This is a genomic window from Streptomyces sp. NPDC031340 (genome assembly GCF_055569945.1).
Genome location: NZ_JBVIIE010000001.1, coordinates 74,395 through 95,401, shown reverse-complemented (window position 1 = coordinate 95,401; position 21,007 = coordinate 74,395). Strand labels below are relative to the sequence as shown.

General features: G+C 74.1%; 18 protein-coding genes and 1 tRNA gene. 6 read left to right on the top strand and 13 right to left on the bottom strand.

Features of this window, described 5'->3' with window-relative positions; all coding sequences use genetic code 11:
- Positions 1–186 precede the first annotated feature (186 nt).
- Positions 187–906, top strand: coding sequence for a ScbR family autoregulator-binding transcription factor (locus ACZ5GT_RS00410; RefSeq protein ID WP_469011920.1), 720 nt, complete (start codon positions 187–189; stop codon positions 904–906).
- 89 nt (positions 907–995) lie between these two features.
- Here the strand turns inward: ACZ5GT_RS00410 and ACZ5GT_RS00405 are convergent, their stop codons facing one another.
- Positions 996–2,162 carry an IS701 family transposase gene (locus tag ACZ5GT_RS00405; protein WP_469011916.1) on the bottom strand — a complete coding sequence of 389 codons (1,167 nt, stop codon included), beginning with the start codon at positions 2,160–2,162 and terminating at the stop codon, positions 996–998.
- Between the two features lie 260 nt (positions 2,163–2,422).
- Here ACZ5GT_RS00405 and ACZ5GT_RS00400 point away from each other — a divergent pair, with 260 nt between their 5' ends.
- The gene (locus ACZ5GT_RS00400) at positions 2,423–3,040 is read left to right on the top strand and encodes a ScbR family autoregulator-binding transcription factor (RefSeq protein ID WP_469012398.1); all 618 of its coding nucleotides are present in this window, start codon (positions 2,423–2,425) and stop codon (positions 3,038–3,040) included.
- A gap of 333 nt (positions 3,041–3,373) precedes the next feature.
- On the opposite strand, the gene ACZ5GT_RS00395 is transcribed toward ACZ5GT_RS00400, so the two are convergent.
- The 10 genes from ACZ5GT_RS00395 to ACZ5GT_RS00350 form a co-directional block, all read right to left on the bottom strand.
- The gene (locus ACZ5GT_RS00395; protein WP_469011914.1) at positions 3,374–4,921 is read right to left on the bottom strand and encodes an FAD-dependent monooxygenase; all 1,548 of its coding nucleotides are present in this window, start codon (positions 4,919–4,921) and stop codon (positions 3,374–3,376) included.
- Positions 4,918–6,408, bottom strand: coding sequence for a class I adenylate-forming enzyme family protein (locus tag ACZ5GT_RS00390; protein WP_469011911.1), 1,491 nt, complete (start codon positions 6,406–6,408; stop codon positions 4,918–4,920). Before ACZ5GT_RS00390 ends, ACZ5GT_RS00395 begins: the two co-directional genes overlap by 4 nt.
- Positions 6,408–6,653 carry an acyl carrier protein gene (locus tag ACZ5GT_RS00385; protein WP_469011909.1) on the bottom strand — a complete coding sequence of 82 codons (246 nt, stop codon included), beginning with the start codon at positions 6,651–6,653 and terminating at the stop codon, positions 6,408–6,410. Before ACZ5GT_RS00385 ends, ACZ5GT_RS00390 begins: the two co-directional genes overlap by 1 nt.
- 111 nt (positions 6,654–6,764) lie before the next feature.
- Complete coding sequence (locus ACZ5GT_RS00380; RefSeq protein ID WP_469011907.1) at positions 6,765–9,011, bottom strand: MMPL family transporter; 2,247 nt, start codon at positions 9,009–9,011, stop codon at positions 6,765–6,767.
- A 68-nt stretch (positions 9,012–9,079) separates the two neighbouring features.
- Entirely contained in the window at positions 9,080–10,030 is a 951-nt protein-coding gene (locus tag ACZ5GT_RS00375) for a transglutaminase-like domain-containing protein (RefSeq protein ID WP_469011904.1), read from the bottom strand.
- Positions 10,002–11,570, bottom strand: coding sequence for an AMP-binding protein (locus ACZ5GT_RS00370; RefSeq protein ID WP_469011901.1), 1,569 nt, complete (start codon positions 11,568–11,570; stop codon positions 10,002–10,004). Before ACZ5GT_RS00370 ends, ACZ5GT_RS00375 begins: the two co-directional genes overlap by 29 nt.
- Complete coding sequence (locus ACZ5GT_RS00365; protein ID WP_469011899.1) at positions 11,570–11,842, bottom strand: acyl carrier protein; 273 nt, start codon at positions 11,840–11,842, stop codon at positions 11,570–11,572. Before ACZ5GT_RS00365 ends, ACZ5GT_RS00370 begins: the two co-directional genes overlap by 1 nt.
- Positions 11,843–11,883: 41 nt before the next feature.
- Complete coding sequence (locus tag ACZ5GT_RS00360) at positions 11,884–13,032, bottom strand: SDR family oxidoreductase (RefSeq protein WP_469011898.1); 1,149 nt, start codon at positions 13,030–13,032, stop codon at positions 11,884–11,886.
- Between the two features lie 27 nt (positions 13,033–13,059).
- Positions 13,060–13,962, bottom strand: a complete 903-nt coding sequence (locus ACZ5GT_RS00355) for an alpha/beta fold hydrolase (protein WP_469011897.1) — start codon at positions 13,960–13,962, stop codon at positions 13,060–13,062.
- 150 nt (positions 13,963–14,112) lie between these two features.
- Positions 14,113–14,940, bottom strand: a complete 828-nt coding sequence (locus ACZ5GT_RS00350; protein WP_469011895.1) for an alpha/beta fold hydrolase — start codon at positions 14,938–14,940, stop codon at positions 14,113–14,115.
- Positions 14,941–15,303: 363 nt separating this feature from the next.
- Between ACZ5GT_RS00350 and ACZ5GT_RS00345 the strand changes: the two genes are divergently transcribed.
- On the top strand, positions 15,304–16,086 hold the full coding sequence (locus ACZ5GT_RS00345; RefSeq protein ID WP_469011891.1) for an SDR family oxidoreductase: 783 nt from the start codon (positions 15,304–15,306) through the stop codon (positions 16,084–16,086).
- 52 nt (positions 16,087–16,138) lie between these two features.
- Positions 16,139–16,870: a 4'-phosphopantetheinyl transferase family protein gene (locus tag ACZ5GT_RS00340; RefSeq protein ID WP_469011887.1), complete on the top strand. Its 732-nt coding sequence runs from the start codon at positions 16,139–16,141 to the stop codon at positions 16,868–16,870.
- A gap of 56 nt (positions 16,871–16,926) precedes the next feature.
- Here ACZ5GT_RS00340 and ACZ5GT_RS00335 read toward each other — a convergent pair.
- Positions 16,927–16,999: transfer RNA gene (locus ACZ5GT_RS00335), tRNA-Ala, on the bottom strand.
- A gap of 183 nt (positions 17,000–17,182) precedes the next feature.
- Here ACZ5GT_RS00335 and ACZ5GT_RS00330 point away from each other — a divergent pair.
- Both ACZ5GT_RS00330 and ACZ5GT_RS00325 read left to right on the top strand, forming a co-directional pair.
- Positions 17,183–17,731, top strand: a complete 549-nt coding sequence (locus tag ACZ5GT_RS00330) for a helix-turn-helix domain-containing protein (protein ID WP_469011884.1) — start codon at positions 17,183–17,185, stop codon at positions 17,729–17,731.
- A gap of 193 nt (positions 17,732–17,924) precedes the next feature.
- Positions 17,925–19,520 (top strand): serine/threonine-protein kinase, encoded by a 1,596-nt coding sequence (locus ACZ5GT_RS00325; RefSeq protein WP_469011882.1) that lies wholly within the window; start codon positions 17,925–17,927, stop codon positions 19,518–19,520.
- Positions 19,521–19,571: 51 nt separating this feature from the next.
- On the opposite strand, the gene ACZ5GT_RS00320 is transcribed toward ACZ5GT_RS00325, so the two are convergent.
- Positions 19,572–20,855, bottom strand: coding sequence for a hypothetical protein (locus tag ACZ5GT_RS00320; protein WP_469011880.1), 1,284 nt, complete (start codon positions 20,853–20,855; stop codon positions 19,572–19,574).
- Between the last annotated feature and the right edge of the window lie 152 nt (positions 20,856–21,007).

The following is a 21,007-nucleotide window of genomic DNA, read 5'->3' as shown; positions in this document are numbered from 1 at the left end:
AAAAAACGGGATGTGCGGTTTCTTTCTCCGGAAAAATCAGGGCGCTTTGCCAGGTGACTCGGCTCACTCATAATGGGACAGGTCACCCTGGACGGCATCGTTCTACCCATGGTCGGTACATCAGACCTACGGAAACAGACCGCATGGTCGGCTAGAGTGGTGGCGCAATCGCCTCGGAGGGAAGACATGGCCAAGCAGGCGCGCGCGGTGCAGACCCGGCGCTCGATCGTGGAAGCCGCAGCGAGCGTGTTCGCCGAGTACGGCTACGAACGCGCGGCCACCTCGGAGATCCTGCGGCGGGCGAACGTGACCAAGGGCGCGATGTACTTCCACTTCCCGTCCAAGGAGTCACTCGCCCAGGCGATCATGGACGGGCAGACCTCCCTGGTCACCGTCCCCCCGCAGCTGTCGCCCCTGCAGTCGGTCATCGACATCACCCACCAGTTCGCGCACGTGCTGCGCCACGACTCCCTGGCCAGGGCGGGCACCCGGCTGTCCATCGAGGGCGTGTTCTTCCACGGCACCCATCCGTGGGACGACTGGTTCGACCTCACCACGCGGCTGCTGGCCGAGGGACAGGAACAGGGCGAGGTGCTGGCGCAGGTGGAGCCACGGGAGACCGCCGAGTTCGTCGTGGCCACCTTCACCGGGGTGCAGCTGGTCTCCGAGGCCGTCAGCAGGCGGGCCGACCTGCGGGTACGGGTCGGCGTCATGTGGCGTCACATCCTGCCGTCCATCGCCCACCCGGCCACCATCGCCCGGCTGCGCCCGGAGGGCGCCACCGACCCGGCCGAGCAGATCGCCCGCCGGGACGCCGACGCCGCGGCAGCCGGCCAGGACACCGAGGCCGGGACCGCCGGCCAGGACTCCGACTCCGACGCCGGGGTCACGGCCGGCACCGGCTGAGGCACCCGGCCGCGGCTCCGTCGGCAGGCCCGCCGCCAGGAGGGCGAGCCCCCGGGGCACCAGCACCGCGGGCACGGCCCGAAGCGGGCTCACCGCCGCTCTCCCAGCAGGGCCGCGGCGTGCGCCGCGGAGGCCAGCGTGACGTGCCGGTGCCAGCCGTGGAAGGAACGTCCCGCGAACTCGCTGAGCCCGCTGGGCTCACCGACCTCGCGGTAGTCGCGGGCGACCCGGCGCACCAGCTTGCCCAGGCGCAGCAGCGCGCCCGGTGGCGCCGCTCCCATGCCGGTCAGCCACAGCTCGGCCGGCGGGCGCCGCGGATCGCGCCACTCCCCGAGCAGCAGCATGGGCCCCCGCCCGGCCTCGGCGCCGGCGGCCCGGTACGGCTCGCGCGCCGGCCCCACCCGCATCACCGCCGCCAGCGAGGTGCGCTCGGCCGGCGTCGGCACGCTCGGGTCCAGCCACCGGACCGGACGGCGTAACCCGCTGACGGACCGCATGATGTGCTGCGCCGGCAGCGCCCCGGCGCCGTGCCCCGGCAGGGCCGGGTCCGCGACGGTCAGCCGGTCGCCCGGGTCGATCCGCGCCAGGAAGGGAACGCCCAGCGCGGCGAAGGTGTCGAGCGCGCCCCGCACCTGGGGGGAGCGGGCGTCCAGCACCACCGGCCGCACCGGCAGCCCCCATCCGGCGACCTCCAGGACGACGGCCGCGGCGCAGGCCGCCAGCGTCTCCTCGGGCAGTTCCTCGGGGATCTCCGCCCGGCGCCGCCGGTCGGAGTCGTCGAGCCACGAACCCGGCAGGTACATCCGCCAGTTGACCGGGGCACTCACCCGCTGGCCCGCCAGCCACAGGCCGAAGGCCTGCTGGCCGTTGACGGTCTGGCCGAGGTGCGGGACGAAATGCCGGCCCACGCCGACCGAGTGTTCGCCGACCTTGGGTATCTGCACCGACTGCACCACCCAGGCCTGCGGCTCCACGGCCTTGTGCACGTACTCCGCCAGCGCCCGGCGCATCGGCGCCCACTCCCACGGGGAGCAGGACACGAAGTGGTGCAGGCTCTGCTCGGCGGCCGAACCGCCGGTGACGCTGGCGATGTTGCGGATCGACTTGCGCCCCTTGGCCGTCAGCAGTCCGCGCAGGTACTTCGCTCCCTTGTCCCGCTGGTCCCGCCGCCGCAGCGAGGCGAAGAGCAGGTCGGTCAGCTCGGCCAGGCCGGCCTCCACGGGAGATGTTTCAGGCCTCAGGACGGCAGTGCTCACGGTGTCCTCCTTCGGTTTTCGTGTCGTGCAGCCACCTGAATGCTCAAGAACAAGCCATAGATTAAAAACCGGGCGCGCGGTCTGTCAACGACCCCAGGTCAGGGCCCCGCGACCCGCGACCGGCCTGGAAAACCCGCAGGTTCGCGTCATTCGACGGGGAGAATGTCATGGATCAAGCCATTCAGCCTCTGACCTTTGACAGACCGCACGCCCGGTTTCTACTGTCGTCGTATTGACGATCAAACGAGGAGCTGGTCGTGATGAAGCAGCAGGAGCGGGCCGAGCGCACCCGGGCCAGGCTGGTCCGAGCCGCCTCGACGGTGTTCGACGACGTCGGCTACGAGCGGGCCGCCCTGTCGGCGATCAGTGAACGGGCCCAGGTCACCAAGGGGGCGCTGACCTTCCACTTCGCGGCCAAGTCCGACCTCGCGCGGGCCGTCCAGGCCGAGGCGTGCCGGGTGTCGGGCGCGGTGCTGGCGGACCTGGCGGATCAGCGGGGGCCGGGCTTCGAGATCGCGGTCGACATGGCCGACGCCCTGGTACGGATGCTGCAGAGCGACACCGTCGTGCGCGCGGGGGCGCGCCTGGCGCACGAGCTGGAGACGCCCGACGACCCTTCGCTGCACTGCCATCTCAACTGGCTCGGCGCCCTGTTCCGGGCCCTGCGGCGGGCCCGCGCGGACGGTTCCCTGCTGTCCGGCGTCGACGTCCGCCCGGCCACCGGTCTGCTGATGTCCCTGGTGGTCGGCGCCACGTCGATGAGCCGCTCACCCGCCGAGATCGCCTTCGGCGACGGCCCGTTCGCCTCCCGCCGGTCGACCCAGGAGTGGCTGGTGCGGATGCTGGAGGTGGTACGGCCGGCGCTGTCGGAGACGTGAACGCCCGCGGGAACACCCTCGAACGGGCAGCAGCAACCGGCACGCAGGAGCGGGCACGCCGAGAGGCGGATCCCCCGGCCGACCGGACCGCGAAACCCGCCTCACACACAGAACAGTGGACGATCTTCCGGCTCCCCCCGGGAGGCGCCGACCGCCGACCGCGCGGCGAACACCCCGGGCCCCGTGCCGGTACGCCAGTACGCCAGTACGCCAGTACGCCAGTACGTGAAACGCCCGCGCCCCGCACCACATCGTGGTACGGGGATGCCGGGGGCGGGTAGATGGCCGGCACGCGATGTACGCCGTGCCGGGGCCGGCGTGCCGGACGGTGGGTCAGTCGGTCGTCCAGACCTCGTCCGCGCGCCCCGCCTGCACGTGCGTCCAGCCGTACTCCAGTTCCCGGTCCGGGCAGGCGTACCCGGTGCGGATACCCGCGGTGGCGTGCAGTTCCTCGGCGAGGACCATCTGCGCGACGCGGTTCTCCGCCGGTCCGTGCGGCCCCGGGGCCGCGAGGACGACGTCCACCGGGGCCGAGCGGGCGACCCGGCGGACGACGTCGGCCAGTCGCCGTACGGCGGCGGTGTCCACGCCCGGCGCCGGCACCAGCAGCCCCACTTCCGCGCGCCGCAGCCGCTTCACCCGCGCCGTCAGTTCCTCGGCACCGTCCCCGGCACCCACCTCCACCAGCGCCCCCGCCAGCTCGGCCACCCGCCGCACCGGCGCCCCGGGCAGCGCGCTGAAGGAGGCGCCCGCGCCCGAGGCGAAGTCCCGGTCGAGCCGTTGGATCTGACGTACCGAGAGCTGGCCCGCGCGGGTGAGCAGGCGCAGCGTCAGCGCGTCCAGCGGGGCGCCCCGGTGGGCCTCGGGCGCCTCCCACAGGCGGCGGCTGGCCCAGGCCGCGTCCTGGACGCCGGTCACCACCGGCCGCCGGACCGCCTCGTACGCGGCGAGCGCGGCCGGCACGTCGAGCGGGCCGGCCGCGGTGAGGGCGGCGACCAGTTCGGCCGCGTCCTCCAGGGCCATCGTCGTGCCGGAGCCCATCGAGAAGTGGGCGGTGTGCACCGCGTCGCCGATGCCGACGAGGTTCTTGTGGTGCCAGCGCGCGGCCGACACCTGCGGGAAGCGCAGCCAGCGCGAGCCGTTGCCGTACAGCCGTCCGCCGCCGAGCTGGTCGGCGAACACCTCGCGGGCGAAGGCCATGGCCCGCTTGTCGGTGAAGTCGGCGGGCTTGGTGTGCCCGTCGGTGAAGCCGGCCCGCCGCCAGCTCCAGGCGTCCATCTCCACCAGGAAGGTGCAGCGGTCCGGCGCGTACGGGTAGGCGTGGGCGGCGACCGGGCCGTAGGGGCTGTCGGCGAACAGGAACGTCATGTCCTCGAAGACCCGGTCGGAGGCGAACCAGGCGTACCGGCTCTCCCCCGCGCCCACCCGCGCGCCCAGGTCCTCGGCGAAGGCGCCGCGGCTGCGGCTGCCCGCCCCGTCGGCCGCGACGACCACGTCGTACCGGTCGAGCAGGGACGCCGGATCGGTCTCGGCCCGGAAGTGCAGCCCGGCACCGGCCGCGGCGGCCTGCCGCTGGAGCAGGCGGAGCACCGCCCGGCGTTCCACGGCGGCGAAGCCGTGCCCGGAGGCGCTGACCCGCTCGCCGCCGCGCCGCACCTCCACGTTGTCCCAGCGGGCCCCGGCGTCGAGGATGCCGGCCACCACCTCCGGCGCGAGACGGCGCAGCCGCATCAGGCTCAGCCGGGAGAAGACCACCCCGAAGCCGAACGTGGCATCCGGCGCGCTCCGCTCGAAGACGTCCACCTGGTGGTCGCCGGCCCGGCGCATCAGCAGCGCGAAGAACAGCCCGGCGGGTCCGCCGCCGACGCACGCGACCCTCATCGCGCCGCTCCCGCCGCCGCCAGCCGCTCCTTGAGGACCCGGCGCAGCACCTTGCCGGCCGCGTTGCGCGGGATCTCCTCGGCGAAGTGCACGGCGGCCGGCCGCTTGTAGCTGCCGAGCTGGGCGGCGCACGCGCCGAACAGCTCGGGCACCGTCGGCCGCCGTCCTCCGTCCGCCACCACGAACGCGACCGGCACCTGCCCCCACTCCTCGGACGGCGCGGCGACCACGGCCACGTCGCGTACGCCCGCCACCTCGCCGAGGACCCGTTCGATCTCGGCCGGGTAGACGTTCTGCCCGCCGCGGACGATGACGTCGCCGCGCCGGTCGACCAGGTGGATCAGGCCCTCGGGGTCCATGTATCCGAGGTCGCCGGTGCGCAGCCTGCCGTCGCGGATGCTGCGCGCGGTGGCCCCGGGGTCGTTCCAGTAGCCGCGCATCACGCCGTCGCCCGTGACGCAGACCTCCCCGGTCTCCCCGTACGGCACCGGGCAGCCGTCCTCGTCGAGGATCTCGATGTGGCAGCCGGGCAGCATGCGGCCGGCCGAGGTCAGCGGCGCGTCCCCGTCGAGGGTGTATTGGGCGGTGGCGATCGGGCCGCCCTCGGACAGGCCGTAGGAGTTGCGCACCGGGACGCCGAACCGCTCCAGCGCCTCCCGCAGCAGCGGCTCCGGCATCGGCGCGCCGCCGAAGATCACCTCGCGCAGGCTGGAGAGGTCCGTGTCCGCGAACGCCTTGGCCCGCAGGGCGAAGCGGATCATCGACGGCACGAGAAAGGCGGTCGTCACCGCGAACCGCTCGACATTGGCGAGGAACCGCTGCGGGGTGAACTCGCCCTGCACCACCAGGGTTCCGCCCGCCGCGAGCAGCGCCAGGCCCACCACCATGCTGCCGTGGAACAGCGGGCACGGGTACAGCAGGACGTCGTCGGCGCTGAAGCCGAAGTCGGCGACCGTCGCCGTGTAGCCCGCGGCGATCGCGCGGTGGGTGAGGGCGACGCCCTTGGCGCGTCCGGAGGTCGCGGAGGTGTGCACCACGGCGAAGACGTCGTCCGCGTCCGGCAGCGGCAGCGCCCGCCGCGGAGTGTCGTACAGCGCGGCGAACCGCGGGGAGTCGAGCAGCACCCGGGTGCCCGTGCCGAGGGCGTCGCCGAGCCGGCCGGCGGCCGCCGGGTCGGCGATCACGCAGGCCGGCTCCGCGTTGCCCACGATGTGCGCGACCTCGGGGGCGGGGAACGTCGGGTTGACCGGGCACACCACGACACCGGCCTTGGCGGCGGCGACGTACAGCTCGACGACCTCCAGGCGGTTGCGGGAGACCACCGCGAACCGGTCGCCGGGCGTGAGGCCCAGGTCCAGCAGCCCGCAGGCCAGGGCGTCGGTGCGGTCGTCCAGCTCCTGCCAGGTCAGCGTGCGGTTCTCGTCGGCGAGGGCGGGCGCGCCGGGGGCGAGCTGCCGGCGCCGGCGCACCGCGTGGGCCAGCCACATCAGCCGCTCACCCCCGCGGCCCTGAGCACCCGGTCGATGCCGTCGATGGTGTAGAGGCCGGCGATCTCGTCGTCGTCGAGGGCGACGCCGGTGCGCTCCTCGATGGCGAGCGCGAGCCGGATCAGCTCACCGGAGTTGATGCCGGCCGACAGCAGGTCGGCGTCGTCGGCCAGCTCGTCGAACAGGCCGGGCACGTCGACGAGTTCCAGCAGCAGCCGGCGGCCCGGGGAGGCGACGTCGTTCATCGCGGGGTCCTTTCGCGGGGCGGGACGGGGCGGGGCGGGGACGGGGGTGGAGTGAGGGCGGGGGGGCGAGGGCGGGTTGGGGACGGGGGCGGAGTTGGAGTGGGGGCGGGGTCAGCGGCGCACGGGCTCGGGCTCGGGCTGCCGCGGGACCGCCTGGAGGCGGCGTACGGGCGCCTCGCCGCCCTCCCGCAGTCCGATCCGCCGGTGCAGGCGGGCCAGCGGGGCCGGGGCCCACCAGTTGAAGCGGCCGGCCAGCCGCATGAACGCCGGGACGAGCACGCCGCGCACGAGGGTGGCGTCCATCAGGACGGCGACGGCGAGACCGAAGCCGAGCATCTTCATGTACGTGATGCCGGAGACCAGGAAGGACAGGAACACCAGCGCCATCAGCAGGGCCGCCGCGGTGACCAGGCCGCCGGTGCGCTCCAGGCCGCGGGCCACGGCGCGGGTGTTGTCGCCGGTGAGTTCGTACTCCTCCTTGATCCGCGACAGCAGGAAGACCTCGTAGTCCATGGACAGCCCGAACGCGACGCAGAACATCATGATCGGGTTGGTCGCGACGGTGGTGCCGGTGGTGGTGAAGTCGCCGACCAGCCACTTCAGATGGCCGTCCTGGAAGACCCACACGATGGAGCCGAACGTCGCGGTGAGGCTGAACAGGTTGAGCACCAGCGCCTTCAGCGGCATCAGCACACTGCCGCTGAGCAGGAACAGCAGCACGAACATGCTGACCGCGACGATCAGCAGGCCGTACGGCAGCCGGTCGCCGAGCGCGGACATGGTGTCCTTGAACGAGGCCGCCGTGCCGCCCACCCGCACCGCGAACGGCGCCGGCGTCTTCCGCACCTCGCTCACCAGGCGCTGCCCGGCGTCGCTGTAGGGGTCGACGTCGGGCACCAGCAGCAGCCAGGTGCCGTGCTCGCCGGCGAACTGCCGGTACAGCGGGCCCGACCCGTCGGCGACCTTACGGCCGTCGGTCCAGGAGCCGGCCAGCCCGTCGACGCGGGCCACGTCGGGCAGCTTCGACAGCCGCTCGGTGTAGTCGGCGACCCGCGCCCTGCTCGCGGCGCCGTCGGCCTTGATCAGCATCGGTGACATCGCCTGGGCCGCGTAGTCCCGCGTGATGACGTCGCCGACCCGGTGGGCCTGCGCGTCGGCGGGCAGACCGCGCTCGTCGGCGAGGCCGAAGCTGATGCCGGAGAACGGGGTGAGCAGGAACACCATCAGGGCGACGACGGCCGTGGCCAGCGGCAGCGGCCGGCGCATCACCAGGGTCGCGAGCCGGTGCCAGAACCCGCTGTCCCCCCTGTCCACGGCCGTGGACGCGCGGCGCCGGCCGAACGACCACTTGTCCACCCGGTGCCCGATGACCGCGAGCAGCGCGGGCAGCACCACCAGGGCGCCCAGCGCGGCGAACGCGACCACCGCGATGCCCGCGTAGGCGAACGACCGCAGGAAGTACATCGGGAAGATCAGCAGCGCCGACAGCGACAGCCCGACCGTCAGCGCCGAGAACAGCACGGTACGGCCGGCCGTGCGCAGCGTCGTGGACAGCGCGTCCGGGACCGGCGCGCCGCGGCGCAGCTCCTCCCGGAAGCGGGAGACCACGAACAGGGCGTAGTCGATGCCGAGTCCGAGACCCAGCGCGGTGGTGAGGTTCATCGCGAACACCGACACATCGGTGAAGGCGACCAGCACGCGCAGCACCGCGAGGGTGCCCATGACCGCGACGACGCCGAGGGCCAGCGGCAGCAGCGCGGCGATCACTCCGCGGAAGACCAGGACGAGCAGCAGCAGCGTCAGCGGCAGCACCAGCGCCTCGGCGAGCGCGAGGTCCTTCTGGGTCTGCTCGGTCAGCTCCCGGTATGCCTCGGCCTGCCCGCCGAAGGTCAGGTCGAGGCCCTGGAAGCCCTTGTCGTAGTGCGGCAGCAGCGCCTCCAGGCTGTCGGCGACCCGGTCCTCGTCGCCGGACAGGTGCGCCAGGACCAGCGCCGAGTCGCCCTTCTCGCTGTGCAGCAGCGGGGCGCGGTCCTGCGACCAGTACGACACCGCCTGCCGCACGCCCGGCTCCTTCGCCAGGGCCGCGGTCAGCGCCAGGCCCTTGCGGGTGGTCGCCGGGTCGTCGATGCCGGCCGGGGTGCGGACGAGTATCACCAGGTTCGGCGAACCGCTGCCGAACTGGTCGGCGACCGCGTCGGCGGCCCGGGTGGACTCGGAGGCCGGGACCTCGTAGCCGCCCGCGGACAGTCTGCCGGCGACGCCGCCGCCCAGCGCCCCGCCCAGGACCACGAACAGCAGCGTCAGCACCAGGACGAGTTTGCGGCGGCCCACTGCCAAGGCGGCGAGCTTGTGGAGCATGGCACCCTCTCAGGGGTCGGTGGGCGCCGGGCCCTGCCGTCCGGACCGTTGCGGCCGGACGACAGGCCCTAGCGGCCCATGAGTTGGTTGCAGGCGAGCGTCACGCGGCCGCCGAAGGCGCAGTCGTGCGCGACGAGGGGCCGGTCGGCCGCGGCCGGCCAGGCGAGCAGCCGGTTGTGGACGGAGCCCCGGCAGAAGTCGGTGAACGCCGGGTTGCTCGTACGGTGCCGGCGGGCCAGGAAGGCGAGCACCGGGTCGAGTGGCAGCCAGCGGTCGCCTTCCAGCACCTCGGTCCAGGCGTGCTCGACGCCCACCAGGCCGAGGACGAAGCCGACCCGGACCCGGGCGGTCAGGCCCGCCTCGCGGGCGCGCCGCTCCATGATCCACGCGGCGACCCGGCAGTCGACCATGCCGTGCGCGGCCGCGGTCGCCGGCAGCGCCCGCAGGCGGTGCGGCAGCCAGCCGAACTGGTACGTGCCGTCGTCGAGTTCGGCGAGCAGATCGTCGTACACCGCGCGCACGGCGGCGGTGCGGGGCGCGTCGGGCAGGCCCCGGGTGACCACGGTGGCGACGGTGTGGTCACCGGCGTCGGCGAAGTCGAGCAGGGTGCCGTCCAGCAGCTCCGGTTCGGGGGCCGTGGGGCGTTCGCCCGGGCAGCCGTCGGCGTCGCAGGGCGCGGTGAGCCGCAGCCGCCAGGTGCGCTCCTTGACCCACCCTTCCGGCTCACCGGCCGCCATCCGCAGCATCCGGCCCTCCGCCAGCTCGCCCAGGGACCTGCCGAGTCCGGCGGCGAGGCCGAGGTTGGCGACGTCGTGGTAGTCGAGCCGGGGTCCGCCGCACCGTTCCTCGGTGGGCAGCCCCGCGTCGATCAGCGCGTGGACGGTCTCGACGCTCGCGCCGAGCTGCTTGGCGGCCTCGGTGACGTCCAGGGTCGCCCGGAAGTACGGCCCGGGGACGCGGCGCAGCCGGTCCAGGGCGCCGAGCCAGGTGTCAGCCGCGACCGAGGTGTGCGACGTCATGGGCGCTCACTCCTTCCACCACTCGTGCCGCCTCGGCCCGCTTGACCTTCCAGGTCGCGGTGTGCGGGATGTCGTCCCAGGCCAGCCGGACCGGCTCGGCGACCGGCGGCAGCCCGGCGACGGCCGCCCGCCAGGCCCGCGCGTCCAGCGGGCGGTCGCCGCGGGTGCACACCACCGGCACCGGCGGGCCCTCCCGGACGGGGATCAGCACCGCCTCGGTCAGCTCCGGCACGCGCTCCAGGATCGTGTCCTCCAGCGCCAGCAGGCTGTCCACGCCGGGCTCCCGGTCGACGATCCGGTCGTACAGGTGCAGGCATCCCCGGCGCGTGACGGCCCCGAAGTCGCCCATCGCCCACCAGCCGTCGATCCGCTGGTCCGGGGTGCCGAGGTAGGACGGGGTGACCGCGGAGGTCCGCGCCAGGATGGCGCCCGGCGTCCCCCGGCTGACCGGGCCGGCGCCGCCGCCGAGGCCGGCCACGCGGACCTGGGACTGGCCGGGCAGCGGCCGCCCCACGCACCGCCCGTCGGCGCACCGCCCGCCGCGCCGGCGCCGGTAGAACTTCATCGCCACCGGCCCGGTCTCCGACTGCCCGTACACCTGGACGTAGCGGGCGTGCCGGCGTCCCGCGCCGAGCAGCGTCCGGATGGTCCGCGGATGCGCGGCGTCGAAGGTGCTGAGGAACATCCGCACGGATGCCAGCAGTTCGGGCTGCTCGTCGGCGATCTCCTCCCAGCGGATGAACGCGTTGGGCACCGTCTCGACGATCCCCGGCCGCACCCGCTCCAGCATCCGGGCCGCGTTCTGCGGGTCCGGTTCGGTCATGAAGCCGAACGGCAGCCCCAGCGCGAGCGTCGAGACGATCGCGGCCATGGTCCGCACGTGCACCGGCGAGATGCACACCAGGTAGGGGTCCTTCACCCGCAGCAGCCGGCCGATGACCGTCTGCGGGCGGGCCTGCCCGGCGAAGGTCCGCGCGGTCTGCCGCACCAGCTTCGGCACGCCCGTCGTCCCCGAGGTGTGGGTGACCAGCTGCTCGGTGTCCGGCCCGGGCGCCGGCACCTCGGGCAGCTCCCCGGGCGTCAGGCCGGTCAGCGGCCGGCCGCCGGGGCCGACGTACCAGCGCCGCGGGCCGTCGGCCGGCAGCTCGCCGAGGACGCCGAGCCCGTCGGCGTGGGCGTCGGTGACGATCACCGCCGGCCGCGCCCGCTCCACCAGCACCGGCAGCTCGTGCCGGCCCACGGTGGGGTGGATCAGGACCGGTACGGCGCCCAGCCGGGCGCAGGCGAACGCCAGCAGCGGCACGTCGAACCCGGGCCGCTTGACCACCATCACCCGGTCGCCCGGGGCGACGCCCGCGGCGGCCAGCAGCCGGGCCGCGCGGTCCACCAGGTCGGCGAAGGTGACGTAGTCCAGTTCGGTGCCGGCGTCCGGGAACAGGTCCAGCGGCCGGTCCAGCCGGAGCGGGACGCGGCCGTGCCGCCGGGCGGCGAGCGCCGGGGCCGTGGGCAGCGCCAGGTGGCCCGGCGTGCGGCGGGCCATCACCGGCCCCCCGGCACGGCGGGCAGCCGCCGTGCCTTCGCGGCGACGTGGGCGGCCAGGGCGTCGAAGGACGAGATGTCGTCGTCGAGGTCCCACTCGAAGCCGAACTCGTCCTCCACGGCGGCCAGCAGCTGGATGAAGCCTGCCGACGTCAGTCCGAGGTTCCACAGGGAGCCGGAGCGGGCCGCCGGGTCGTCCAGGGCCGGCGGGTCCCCCATGACCTGCGCCCAGACCTCGTGCAGGGCGGCGGTCACCGCGTCGTTGTCGTGCATGATTCCTCCGAAGTCGCCGGGGTGGGACGGCGGTGGCCCGGTCAGGCCACCACCGGGTGCAGAGTGCGCGTGGGGCCCGACTTCTCGACGTACGTCGGCTGCCGGCGGAGGTAGTAGAGGACGTACTCCTGGATCTCGTCCGGGCCGAGCGGGGCGTGGCAGGAGCCGGCGCCGCAGACGTCCTCCGTGTGGGAGAGGCCGAACCTCTTGGCGTTCTTGACGTACGAGCCGTAGAACGCCATGCCCTTGTCGAGCTGTTCGTCCAGGGCCGTGAAGGTGTCCGGGTCGGTGACCCACTCCGGCTCGCGCAGCCCGACCAGCCGCATGATGGTCGCCAGCACCTCGCCGGCCGGCGCGGTGGCGGAGTTGCCGAGGTGGAAGTACGTCTCCGGGGAGTCCGACAGGGCGATGCTCACCGCGTTGCGGGCCACGATGTCGACCGGGACCAGGTTGACCGGGCAGTCCGGCTCGGCGATCAGGCGCATCCGGGCGTGGTCCAGGAGCGTGCCGACCTTGCGGCGGGCCAGCTTCTCGAACACCATCACCTGGCGCGCGAAGCCGTACATCCCCGACCAGTTGAGGCCGTGCCGGGTCAGGCTGTGGCCGATGACGACGGTGGGCCGCAGGACGCGGATCCGGTCGAAGTCGCCCGCCGCCTCCCGCACCAGCGCCTCGGCACGGATCTTCGTCTCCTCGTAGCAGTTGTTGGCGAGGGACGCGTCCGTCACCGGGCCCTCCGGCACGACGCCGCGGCGCGCGCCGGCCACGTAGGCGGTGCTGACGTAGTTGAAGGTGCGGGCGCCCGAAGTCCGGGCCAGGTCCAGCACGTTGCGGGTGCCGCCGACGTTGAGCCGCTCGATCTCGGCGCGGTACTCCTCCTCGTAGCGCAGCGAGGCGGCGGAGTGCCACAGCTCGTCGACCCGGGGCAGCCCGGCCGGGTCGACACCGCAGCCGGGCAGGGAGATGTCGCCGCGTATCGCCGTCGTCCGGCGGGCGATCGCGTCCTCCAGGTCGGCCCGGCCGTAGCCGCGGGCCATGGAGACCAGGGCCTCGTGCAGGCGCCGCTGGGCGTCGGCGGCGTCCTCGCCCCGGACCAGGGCGTGGATGTGGTCGTCGGTGCGGTCCAGCAGCTCCAGGACGACGGCTCCGCCGACGAACCCGGTGGCTCCGGTGATCAGGCGTGTGGTCATGGGGTTCCCTTCAAGGACGGGGACGGATCACGCGGCGGCCGCGGCGCCCTGCCGTTCGGCGGCCCGCGCGGCCTCGCAGTCGCGGACGAACTCCGCGGTGGCCTTCTGGAAGCCGGCCGGGTCGTCGAAGAACGGCACGTGACCGGCGCGGGGCAGGGTGACCTCGCGGCTGTTCGGGATGCGCGCCAGGGCGTCCTCGATGACGGAGCGGCTCCAGGCGAAGTCGCCGTCGCCGTTGATGATCAGCGTGGGCTGGGTGATGGTCGCGAGCTTGTCCGGGTCGTCCTCCACCTCCAGGGAGGCCTTGAGGTTCTCCGCGATGGAGCTCTTGGACAGCAGCGCGAGGAAGTTGTCGCGCAGCGCCAGGTAGGCCGCGGTGCCGCCGGCGTGCACCAGCTGGTCGGGGAAGACCAGCGGGTAGAGCAGGTTGAACAGGCCGGTGGTGCCGCCGCTCTCCAGCGTCGCCAGCCAGTGCTTGCTGAGCAGGATCCGGCGCAGGCTGCCGTTGGGGGAGAACGCCGGCCCGATCAGCACCAGCCCGGCCACCCGCTCCGGGTACCGGTAGGTGAACTCGCGCGCGATCAGCGTGGAGATCGACGTGGCGACCAGGTACGTCTGCTCGATGCCCCGGTGGTCGAGCAGCCGGCGCAGGTCCTCGACGTGGTCGTCGAAGGAGGCCGGGGACGGGCCGGGCGTGGAGGCGCCCTGGTTGCGCAGGTCGTAGTTGAGCAGCCGGAATTCCTTGGCGAGCTCCTGGGTGAAGTTCCCCCAGATCGGGCTGACGATGTAGAAGTTGTTGACGAAGGTCAGCGGAGTTCCGTCGCCGCCGACGCCGCTTTCCTCGTAGTAGAGCTCGCCGCCGTCCGGGAGGGCGATGGCCTCGTGGTTCTTGTATCGGACGTCGAGAACACCGAACTCGGGGTTGGACATTTCTTTTCTCCCTGCTGTCGGGGTGCCGGGGCTTTCCGGGACTTCCCTTTCCGTCTTTCCGGGACTTCTCTTTCCTGGCTTCTCTTTACGCGCGGCCGTTCCGCGCGGCCGTTCCGCGCGGCCGTTGCGCGCGGCCGTTGCGCGCGCCGCTCAGTTCGCGGCGGAGATGCTGCCGATGCGCGCCCAGAACGCGCGCACGTGGGTGAGGACCGCCTCCGGCCGCTCCAGCGCGGGCAGCCGGTGCGCGCCGTCGACGACGGCGCAGCGGCCCCGCGGGACGGTGGCCGCGGAGCGCGCGGCGGCCTCGGGCGGCCACATGTGGTCGTCGCTGCCGGCGATGACCAGCACGGGCGCGGTCAGGGTGGGCAGCAGGCCGCCGATGTCGGGCCGGCGCAGCATCATCGCGTGCATGGAACGGTGCATGCCGACGCGTCCGGCCCGCACGAAGGCGTCCCGCACGATCCGCCGGCCCTCCGGGTCGGTGCGCTTGGACCGCCTGGTCAGCAGCGCGTCGGCGACGCCGTCCGCGAGCGGCCGGATCGGCCCGAGCGCGCCGTACACGCCGGCCAGGACGCGGGTCTGGACGCGCTCGGCGGTCTCCAGCGGGGCGACGGGCGTGGCGACGGTGACCACGCTCAGGCAGCGCCGCGGGTGCCGGGCGGCGAACACCAGGCCGACGTGGCCGCCCCAGGCGCTGCCCAGCCAGTCGACGGCGTCGACGCCGAGGGCGGTGAGCACCTCACCGGCCGCGTCGGCGCAGTCCTCGAGCGTGAAGCCGGCCGGCGGGGCGCCGCTGCGGCCGTGTCCGGGACCGTCGACGAGGACCAGGGTCCGCTCGCCGGCCAGCGAGTCGGCCATGCGCTTCCACTGCGTGCGGTCCACCAGCATGCTGTGCCACAGCAATACCGGCGGCCCGCTTCCGACCACTTCGACGAAAAGGTCCCCGACTTTGGTGGGGATTAATTCGATGCGCGACATGATGGCAATCAATCTCCCGCGTCCGCAGCCGCCCTCGGTCGGCAGCCGGCAGGAGCGATGGTGCGCCACACGACCCCGTGCAGCGGCTGCGGGCAAGGGAGTTCGTCAGGTTCTCGGCGGGAAATATGTCAGGTCCCTCCGGCCTCCTATTCACCGCTTCCGGGAAATACCGCGTCCGGGTAATCCCGGCGCCCGGCCGGAACCGGCTGCCCGACCTGACACATTCCTTTTCCGCCCTGGCCCGCGCCGGCCCGCGCGGGCATGCTCCCGGAGTGGCCGCGCTCCGCGACCACGCCGCCGGCACCGGCACCGGCACGGACAGGCATCGGCAGACATCGGCAGACATCGGCAAAGGGGAATGTCGTGGACGAAACCATTCTCGTGACCGGGGGCACCGGCACGCTCGGACGCCTCGTGGTCGCCCGTCTGCTGGCGGCCGGGCACACGGTGCGGGTGCTCAGCCGCCACACGCCGCCCGCGGATCCGGCGCCGGCCGGCCGCGAGTGGGCGGTCGGCGACCTGCTGTCCGGCACGGGCGTCGCCGAGGCGGTCCGCGGCGCCGGCACGGTCGTGCACTGCGCGACGTCCAGCAACGGCAAGAAGGACGTCGCCGCCACCGGCAAGCTGCTCGCGGCCGCCCGGGAGGCCGGCACCCGGCACCTGGTGTACATCTCCATCGTCGGCTGCGACCGGGTGCCGTTCAGCTACTTCAAGGGCAAGCAGGAGTGCGAGCGGCTCGTCGAGAACAGCGGCATCCCGTACACGATCCTGCGCGCCACCCAGTTCCACGACTTCGTCCGCGCCATCTTCGACGGCACCTCCAAGCTCCCCCTGATGCTCGCCCCGGCGTTCTCCTACCAGACCATCTCCGCCGCCGAGGTCGCCGACCGGCTGGCCGAGCTGGCCCTCGGCGCGCCCTCGGGGCGGGTGGCGGACATGGGCGGCCCGCAGGTGCGGGAGGCGACCGAGCTGGCCCGCGTCTATCTCCGCGCCCAGGGCCGCAGCCGGAAGGTCGTCGGCCTGCGGCTGCCCGGCAGGACGTTCCGCGCCTTCCGCGAGGGCGGCCACCTGACCGCCTCCCACGCGGTCGGCCGGGGCACCTTCGAGGACCACCTCGCCGAGACGGCGAAGACCACCGCACGATGAGGCCCCCGACGCCCGCTACGCCGTGCGGCACGACGGCGTGGGGCACGACGGCGTGGGACGCGAGGACGTGGGACGCGAGGACGTGAAGGCGCGGACGGCCGACCCGGCGGACGCCCTCGCCACCGCGCCGCACGCACCCGAGTCGGTGTCCGCGCTGTTCGCGCCGCTGCCGGTGAGCGTCGGCATCGCGCGCGTCGGCGAGTACGACCACGACGAACTCCCCGCCCGCCTGCGGCTTTCCGGCGCGGGCGCGCGCCGCCGCGCGGAGTTCGCTGCGGGGCGTCTCGCCGCGCACCGCGCGCTGACGGCGGCGACCGGGCGCGGCCACTGGCCGGCCCGGACGGCGACCGGTGCGCCGGACTGGCCACCGGGCGTGCACGGCTCCCTGAGCCACAGCGGGACCACGGCGGTGTGCGTGGTGACGGCCGCGCCCGGACCGGGCCCGCGCATCGGCCTCGACATCGAGCCGCTCGCCTCCGCCCCCGCCCTGTACCGCGCCCGCCACCTGATCGCCCGCCCCGGCGAACTGACCGTCATCACCCGCTCCCCGGCGCCCCCGCAGCGGGCGGTGCTGACGCTGTTCTCCGCCAAGGAGGCGGCGTACAAGGCGGCCCCGCCCCCGCTGCAGCCCCGTCTGTCCTTCCGCGCGGTGGCCCTGGCCTGGAGCCCGGACGCCGCCGCCGCGCACCGCCTGCGCCCGGCGTACGGCCTGCCGTCCGCGCTGACCGTCATGTCGGCGGTCATCGCCGACCACGTCGTCTCGGCCGCCGTCCACCATCCCTGACAGGGCGCACGAAAAGCCCCTCCACCCGCGTTTACGCAGGTGGAGGGGTTTCTGTGTGGAGCCTAGGGGAGTCGAACCCCTGACATCTGCCATGCAAAGACAGCGCTCTACCAACTGAGCTAAGGCCCCGCGACAACAGGCGACCGTCCGGAAGAACCTCCCACCGGCAGGCGCCGGAGACCAGAGTACCGGGTCACCCCCGGGATCCCGCAAAAAGATTGGGGGTCCCCGCGGGCGACCACTCTCCGTAAGATGCTCGGCGTGGTTCGCTACAGCGAACCACCGTACTTGGGGAAGCGATGGGGAGACGCAATGGACGCCGCACAGCAGGAAGCGACCGCGAGAGCGCGGGAACTGCAGCGGAACTGGTACGGGGAGCCGCTGGGGGCGCTCTTCCGTAAGCTCATCGACGATCTTGGCCTCAACCAGGCTCGTCTCGCGGGGGTACTGGGACTGTCCGCTCCGATGCTGTCACAGCTGATGAGCGGCCAGCGGGCGAAGATCGGCAACCCGGCGGTCGTGCAGCGGGTGCAGCTGCTGCAGGACCTGGCCGGGCAGGTCGCCGACGGCAGCGTCAGCGCCGCCGAAGCCACCGAGCGCATGGACGAGATCAAGAAGTCCCAGGGGGGCTCGGTGCTCAGCAACACCACGACCACGACGACCGGTTCGGGAGCGCCGACGGTCAAGCGGGTGGTCCGCGAGATCCAGTCCCTGCTGCGCTCGGTGGCCGCCGCCGGCGACATAATCGACGCCGCGGACAGCCTCGCCCCGACCCACCCCGAACTCGCCGAGTTCCTGCGGGTGTACGGCGCCGGGCGCACCTCCGACGCCGTCGCGCACTACCAGTCCCACCAGAGCTGACCCAGCGGCCCGGTCACCGAAGGGGGTTCGGCAGCCGGGCCGACGACCGCGGAGAAGCACGAGACGGGGGAGACGAGGGACACAGGGGGAACGAGGGCGAGACGAAGGGGAGTCGTCTCGCTCGCCGCGGGGGAGGCAAGGGGTGAGGGGGGTGAAGGGGGGATGACCGCAGGGGGAGGAGCGACGCACCGCCATGGGTGAGGTCTTCGCCGGCCGGTACGAACTGGTCGACCCGATCGGGCGTGGCGGGGTCGGCGCCGTCTGGCGCGCCTGGGACCACCGCCGCCGCCGCTACGTGGCGGCCAAGGTGCTGCAGCAGCGCGACGCCCACTCCCTGCTGCGGTTCGTGCGCGAGCAGGCCTTGCGCATCGACCACCCGCACGTGCTCGCCCCGGCCAGCTGGGCGGCCGACGACGACAAGGTCCTGTTCACCATGGATCTCGTCGCCGGCGGTTCGCTGGTCCATCTCGTCGGGGACTACGGCCCGCTGCCGCCGGCCTTCGTCTGCACCCTGCTCGACCAGCTCCTGTCCGGTCTGGCCGCGGTGCACGCCGAAGGCGTCGTGCACCGCGACATCAAGCCCGCCAACGTGCTGCTGGAGGCCACCGGCACCGGCCGTCCACGCCTGCGGCTGTCCGACTTCGGCATCGCGATGCGGCTGGGCGAGCCCCGCCTGACGGAGACCAACCTCGTGGTGGGCACACCCGGTTACCTGGCGCCCGAACAGATGATGGGCGCCGAACCGGACTTCCCCGCCGACCTGTTCGCCGTGGGCCTGGTCGCCCTCTATCTCCTGGAGGGCGCCAAGCCGGACGCCAAGGCGCTCGTGCAGTACTTCGCGGAGCACGGGACGCCGGGCGCGCCCAAGGGCATCCCCGAGCCGCTGTGGGAGGTCATCGCCACCCTGCTGCAGCCGGACCCGCAGGCCCGCTTCCGCACCGCCACGGGGGCACGCAAGGCCCTCGCCTCCGCCGTCGAACTCCTGCCGGAACCCGGCCCGGACGACGAGCTGATCGAGATCTTCGACCAACTCGGCCCGCTGCCGACCGGGTTCGCCCCCGAAGGCCCCCTGAAGCCCGCGTCCGGCGTGGCGGCCACCGACACCACCGCGACCGGGACGGCGACCCCCGTCCCCGCCCCCGCAACCGGCCCGGCCGAGCCGTCGGCGACACCGGCCGCCCCCACCCCTCCCGAGGCCCCGCCCGCCGACCCCCGCCGCCCGACCGGGCCGAGCGGGCCCACCGGGCCCACCGGACCAGCCACGCCGGCCGGGCCGACCACGCCGAGCGCGCCCACCGGACCGACCGGGCTTGCCGCACCCACCGCATCGACCGGTTCCACCGGTTCCACCGGTTCCACCGGATCCACCGGATCCACCGGATCCACCGGATCCTCCATGTCCGACACCGGCAGCTTCCGCCTGCCGCCGCCGCAGGACACCGTCACCCCCTCCCCCCGAACACCTCACCGGCCGCTCCCCGCACCACCGCAGCCCCACCCGGCGGCGGCCCCGTGGCCCGAGCCCGCCCCCGTCTCCCCCCACGACCCCACGCACGTACTGCGCTCCCCCCGGCCCCCCGCGCCGCCGCAGCGAGTCGACGCCGTGACCGCCGCCTACACCGCCCAGGAACCGCACGCGACGCCCGTGGCCCGGCAGGCCCCGCGCCCGAGCCACCGCGCCGCCCGCAGGGCACGCCGCCCCGGCCCGCCCGCCCGGGTGGCCGTCCCGCTCCTGCTGTTGGCGCTGGTCTGCTACGCCGTCGGCTTCTGGGCCCTGACCCGCCTCTGACCCGCGGTCTGCCCACCCCCTGCGCGCCCTCGACTGCCCGGGGCGGCAGCCCTACCGCACCCGCATACGCGCCCCGGCCCCGCGCCGGGCCGAAGCCGTCCACACGCCCAGCACCACGAGCACCAGCGTCCCCGCGCCGATGCCCCCCGCGGCGAGGGCCTTCATCGCCGTGTCGTCCCCCGCCGCCCCGCCGTCCGCCGCGGCCTGCCGGTCCGCCGCCGTGACCTGGAAGGCGTCCCGCGGTACGGAGCGCCCGGCGTACCCGGGACCGTCGTGCGCCGTGCCCGCGACCCGCACCCGCAGGGTCAGCCCGAACGGCCCGTCGCCGAAGTCCTCGGCCACCGACTCGGCGAGGTGCACCACGAGGTAGTACGAGCCGGCGAAACGCATCCCGTTCACCCGGTCGGTCACCGCGTACCGGTTGGCGTACTCGACCGGCGGCACGGGAGCGAGAGTGGCCGTCCGCTGACGTCCGTCGTACCCGACGCCCGTGTCCTCGACGCGGGCGCGCACAGGGTTGTGCAGCGCCAGGGAGAGGGCACCGACCGCGAAGCCCCTGCCGCCGGTCGAACTGCCCAGTTCGGCGGTGGCGGACAGCTGCCGGCCCCAGTCGACGGGCACCTTGTAGAACAGCGTCTGCCCGGGACTGACGGAGGCGTGCCACACGCCCTGCTCGACCGGGACCGCGCGGCTGAAGCCCGCGCCGCCCTGCCGCCGCTGCGCCCGGCCGGTGAGCGGTGCGGGCGAGGCGGAGTCCCAGACCTCGGGGGCGCTGGTGGTGCCGGTCCGCGTCAGGCCCGGCTCGGTCGCGGCGGCGAGTTCGAGGTCCCAGGCGCCGGGCGAGGAGTCCGCCGCGTCGACCCGCTCGACGACGACGTAGTACGGGCCGGCGCCCCCGCACACGGGGTCGGCGGGCGAGGTGGTCCGCGCGCCCCAGGCGGTGATCGGGTGCGGGCTGTGCGCGGCGCCGAAGGTCACGCTCTCCCGCGAGCAGGAGCGGCTGTCGGCGCTCTGCACCGACACCCGGATGCCGTCGGAGGTGGACAGGACGCTGCCGGGCCGGGGGACGGCGGTGGCGGAGACGTACGCGTTCGAAACGGCGTCGAGTTCCATGCGGTAGTAGGCCTTGGCGCCGCTGGACAGCGAGCTGCGGTACGTCCGGCCGGGTTCGAGCAGCGGGGCGTCGGTGGTGCCGGACGCGCCGGTCACGGTCCGCGCGTCCTCGGCGAAGGCGTAGGAGGCGGTTCCGGAGCCGTAGGAGGGGGCTCCGGAGCTGGGGGTGGCGGCCGCCGCGGCCGGGCCGGGCAGCGCCGCCGCGCACAGTACCGCGCCCACGGCCGCCCCGCACGCGCGCGGCGACGGACGACCGCGCCGTCCCCTCGCGCGCCACCACGCCGTACGCCGCCCCATCACGCGCCACCCCTCGCCGTCGCCGGACCGCGGAACCGTGGCCCATCCTGCCCCGCGCGGCGGCGCGTCACCCGTGC

What these genes read in the sequence shown, in the direction of transcription:
- ACZ5GT_RS00370 (WP_469011901.1), bottom strand. Translation starts at nt 11,570, where the DNA reads ATGGCCCGCCGCACGCCGGGCCACCTGGCGCTGCCCACGGCCCCGGCG.
- ACZ5GT_RS00375 (WP_469011904.1), bottom strand. Translation starts at nt 10,030, where the DNA reads ATGACGTCGCACACCTCGGTCGCGGCTGACACCTGGCTCGGCGCCCTG.
- ACZ5GT_RS00410 (WP_469011920.1), top strand. Translation starts at nt 187, where the DNA reads ATGGCCAAGCAGGCGCGCGCGGTGCAGACCCGGCGCTCGATCGTGGAA.
- ACZ5GT_RS00360 (WP_469011898.1), bottom strand. Translation starts at nt 13,032, where the DNA reads ATGACCACACGCCTGATCACCGGAGCCACCGGGTTCGTCGGCGGAGCC.
- ACZ5GT_RS00400 (WP_469012398.1), top strand. Translation starts at nt 2,423, where the DNA reads ATGAAGCAGCAGGAGCGGGCCGAGCGCACCCGGGCCAGGCTGGTCCGA.
- ACZ5GT_RS00390 (WP_469011911.1), bottom strand. Translation starts at nt 6,408, where the DNA reads ATGTGGCTGGCCCACGCGGTGCGCCGGCGCCGGCAGCTCGCCCCCGGC.
- ACZ5GT_RS00350 (WP_469011895.1), bottom strand. Translation starts at nt 14,940, where the DNA reads ATGTCGCGCATCGAATTAATCCCCACCAAAGTCGGGGACCTTTTCGTC.
- ACZ5GT_RS00330 (WP_469011884.1), top strand. Translation starts at nt 17,183, where the DNA reads ATGGACGCCGCACAGCAGGAAGCGACCGCGAGAGCGCGGGAACTGCAG.
- ACZ5GT_RS00395 (WP_469011914.1), bottom strand. Translation starts at nt 4,921, where the DNA reads ATGAGGGTCGCGTGCGTCGGCGGCGGACCCGCCGGGCTGTTCTTCGCG.
- ACZ5GT_RS00385 (WP_469011909.1), bottom strand. Translation starts at nt 6,653, where the DNA reads ATGAACGACGTCGCCTCCCCGGGCCGCCGGCTGCTGCTGGAACTCGTC.
- ACZ5GT_RS00325 (WP_469011882.1), top strand. Translation starts at nt 17,925, where the DNA reads ATGGGTGAGGTCTTCGCCGGCCGGTACGAACTGGTCGACCCGATCGGG.
- ACZ5GT_RS00365 (WP_469011899.1), bottom strand. Translation starts at nt 11,842, where the DNA reads ATGCACGACAACGACGCGGTGACCGCCGCCCTGCACGAGGTCTGGGCG.
- ACZ5GT_RS00380 (WP_469011907.1), bottom strand. Translation starts at nt 9,011, where the DNA reads ATGCTCCACAAGCTCGCCGCCTTGGCAGTGGGCCGCCGCAAACTCGTC.
- ACZ5GT_RS00355 (WP_469011897.1), bottom strand. Translation starts at nt 13,962, where the DNA reads ATGTCCAACCCCGAGTTCGGTGTTCTCGACGTCCGATACAAGAACCAC.